5 protein-coding genes are annotated in these 2,748 nt (G+C 65.5%); 1 reads left to right on the top strand and 4 read right to left on the bottom strand.

Annotation, left to right across the window (positions count from 1 at the left end; all coding sequences use genetic code 11):
- The 4 genes from AC1D00_RS35235 to AC1D00_RS35220 form a co-directional block, all read right to left on the bottom strand.
- Nucleotides 1-740: hypothetical protein (locus tag AC1D00_RS35235; protein WP_477013842.1), on the bottom strand; the 740-nt coding region annotated here is incomplete at its 3' end.
- A gap of 154 nt (nucleotides 741-894) precedes the next feature.
- Nucleotides 895-1,098, bottom strand: a complete 204-nt coding sequence (locus AC1D00_RS35230; RefSeq protein ID WP_011087923.1) for a hypothetical protein — start codon at nucleotides 1,096-1,098, stop codon at nucleotides 895-897.
- A gap of 188 nt (nucleotides 1,099-1,286) precedes the next feature.
- On the bottom strand, nucleotides 1,287-1,655 hold the full coding sequence (locus tag AC1D00_RS35225) for a YidB family protein (protein WP_028171531.1): 369 nt from the start codon (nucleotides 1,653-1,655) through the stop codon (nucleotides 1,287-1,289).
- Between the two features lie 88 nt (nucleotides 1,656-1,743).
- Nucleotides 1,744-2,406: a glutathione S-transferase family protein gene (locus AC1D00_RS35220; RefSeq protein ID WP_135177290.1), complete on the bottom strand. Its 663-nt coding sequence runs from the start codon at nucleotides 2,404-2,406 to the stop codon at nucleotides 1,744-1,746.
- Nucleotides 2,407-2,529: 123 nt separating this feature from the next.
- Here AC1D00_RS35220 and AC1D00_RS35215 point away from each other — a divergent pair.
- On the top strand, nucleotides 2,530-2,748 hold a 219-nt coding region (locus AC1D00_RS35215; protein ID WP_477013841.1), incomplete at its 3' end, for a DUF599 family protein.

Here is a 2,748-nt window from a genome sequence, read left to right as displayed (position 1 = left end):
CTCGGGAACTCAGCGTTGGTCGGCTTGCCCGTCGGCATCGACGGCGGCAGCGCGGCGAGCGCACCTGCGGCCGGCACGGCCGATGCTGCCGCTGCGGGCGCGTTCCAGCTGGGCACATAGCGCGCGACCAGCATGTCGTAGAGATGGGAGTCCATGTTGGCGACGACCTGCTGCTGATCGGTCAGCGAACGGAAGGCGGCGCAATCGAACCGGGTGCAGCCGTCGCGGGCGATCAGCACCTGCGCGACGAGGCCGTAGCGATCGCGTTCCAGTGCCTTGCGCAGCACCTTCATGTCTAGCGTCAGGCTCTTGTCGACGGTCGCGGCATCGCCGAGCGCGGTCAGCCGGTCGATCCTGACGGCGGTGTAGGAGACGGCGGCGGCCACCGCATCCGGCGAGCCGAACAGCGCCTTCTCGCAGCCAACGGCCACCGCATCGCCGGCGAGATCGTCGAGGCAGGACAGCGCCGGCAGGCTCACGATAAAACCGGCCTGCGCGCGCGCCTCGGCGGGAGCTGCCTGCCCCGCCGGCCCATAGGCGCGCACCGTGGCAGCCACCGCGATGGCAATGGCAAGCAGCGTGATGACGGTCAGCGCACCGTTGGCGAGCGATCTCTCGGCGCGCAGCAGCGTGACCAGCAGTATGAATCCGAAGAAGCCGGCAGCCGCCAGCGTCATCCACATCGGAAAGGCCGACGAGCGCCAGATTTCGTCGAGCGACGAGGCCCATGCCCAGTTCATGCGCGACGTCCCCTCACGCGAGCAACGAGCGAATGGTCAAAGCGAGCACCGCGAGTCGGCAACTGCCCCCGGCCCACCTTGTGAAGGTGAAGCGGGCCTTTTGACGGCGAGCGGAGCAAATTCGTCCGCGACATCAATGGGCGGTGGCGGCGCTTCAGGAGAGCGCGAGCTGACTTTCCTTGGCAACCCGTTCGAAGGCCTCGGTCGAGCTCTTGATCCGGTACTGGCAGTCGTCGCCTTCCGTCGGCAGCAGGCGGATGATTTCGTACGAGCCGCTGGCAGCCGGGCGCGCAACGTTGCTGGCCGTGAACAATACGCGCGTTCCAACGGGGAATTTGTGCTTCAACACCCTCTCCATTACTCAAACAACGCCTGCCTCGCCCATGGTCCCACTGCGATGGCCGGCCGGAAACCCAGCAACCTATATAGCACGCATGCGGCGTTTTTGGCCAGCCTCATCCGAGCATGGCAACACACCAATCTTGAAGTCTTTTCAGGACGATAACGGGAACAACGGGTCACGGTAAATACCGCGGGAACCGGGCTTCAGGCGGTATGGGGCAAATGACCCTGCGGGCTCGCCTGATCCACCGCCTTGGGCAGCTCCTGGGCCAGGATCTGGCCCAGCTGGTCGACCGGGATGTTGTAGCGCGCAGCCAGCTGGCGGACGGTGTCGTTGCCGAGCACGGCGCGGAGCTGGTCCGCCGAGATCGGCAGGTTCTGGCCGTTGCCGAGCCAGGATTTGACCTGGTCACCGAACCCGGCCTGCTGAAGCTTGGCGACGATCGCGCTGAGGCCGCCCTGGTTGTTGCTGCCGAGCACCTCGCTCAAGACGGCCGGCAGCACGGCGGCGCCGAGCTGGCCGAGCGCGCTGCGGAGCGCGGGGTTGTTTTCCAGCGAGTCCAGGATTCCCATGGCGTGCCCTCTTCCAAGCCGCAGCTCCATCACGATTGAGCGCCGCCGGCTGGCGTATCGTCAAGCGGCRCCCGATCACATTCGCGGGTTACGCGTCCTCGAACTTCGCGATGACAAGCGTCTCGGCAAGGCCCTCGCGGGTCCATTCCTGGAATGCCGGCAGCGCCATCATCGTTTCCATGTACGCCTTGGTATCCGGCGCGACGTCGATCGCATAGGAGCGGAAGCGGTGCACGACCGGGGCATACATCGCATCCGCCGCGCCGAAGCGGCCGAACAGGAACGGTCCGTTGGCACTGTGGCGCGCCCGGCACTCGCGCCAGATCTCCTCGATGCGCGCAACGTTGGCCTTCGCATCGGCCGACAACGTCACGGGGCGGATCGGCCGGTGCAGGTTCATGCCGCATTCGCTGCGCAGGGGCACGAAGCCGGAATGCATCTCGGCGCACACCGAACGGGCATGGGCGCGAGCGGCGGCATCATCGGGCCACAGCTTCACTTCCGGGTAGCGCTCGGCGATGTATTCGATGATCGCGAGTGAATCCCACACCGTGGTGTCGCCGTCGACCAGCACGGGCACCTTGCCGGCGCGGCTGAAGGACAGGATCTGCTCCTTGTCCGCGGGGTTATCCGTGTAGAGCGGGATCATGGTCTCCACGAACGGGATGTCATTGGCGCGCAGCGCGAGCCAGGGCCGCATCGACCATGACGAGTAGTTCTTGTTGCCGATGGCAAGTTTTAGTGCAGCCATGTCACTGGTCCTTCCCAAGTCCTCTGCATGCGGCTGCTTTTAGCGCCATCGCCTGCCGTCAATCAATCGTTGCTGCGCCCGGCCTTGCGTGGCAATCGTTGCGATGCTCGCGAGGAGAGAGACATGAGCAGGCATTGGGTCGACATCACCGCCGTCGGCTTCTTCATCGTCGAATGGCTGGTCTATGCCCTGACCCTGGAACATTCGGCCTATGGCCGCGACAGCCTGTCGGCGCGCATGAACCGTTATCGCGAGGTCTGGGTGCGCCGGCTGCTCGACCGCGAGACGCGCATGGTCGACATGCAGATCATGGCCTCGCTCCAGAACGGCACCGCCTTCTTC

Source organism: Bradyrhizobium sp. P2_E8 (assembly GCF_056403875.1).
The sequence above is the reverse complement of the archived record's forward strand: the minus strand, read 5'-3'. Positions and strand labels throughout refer to the sequence as shown.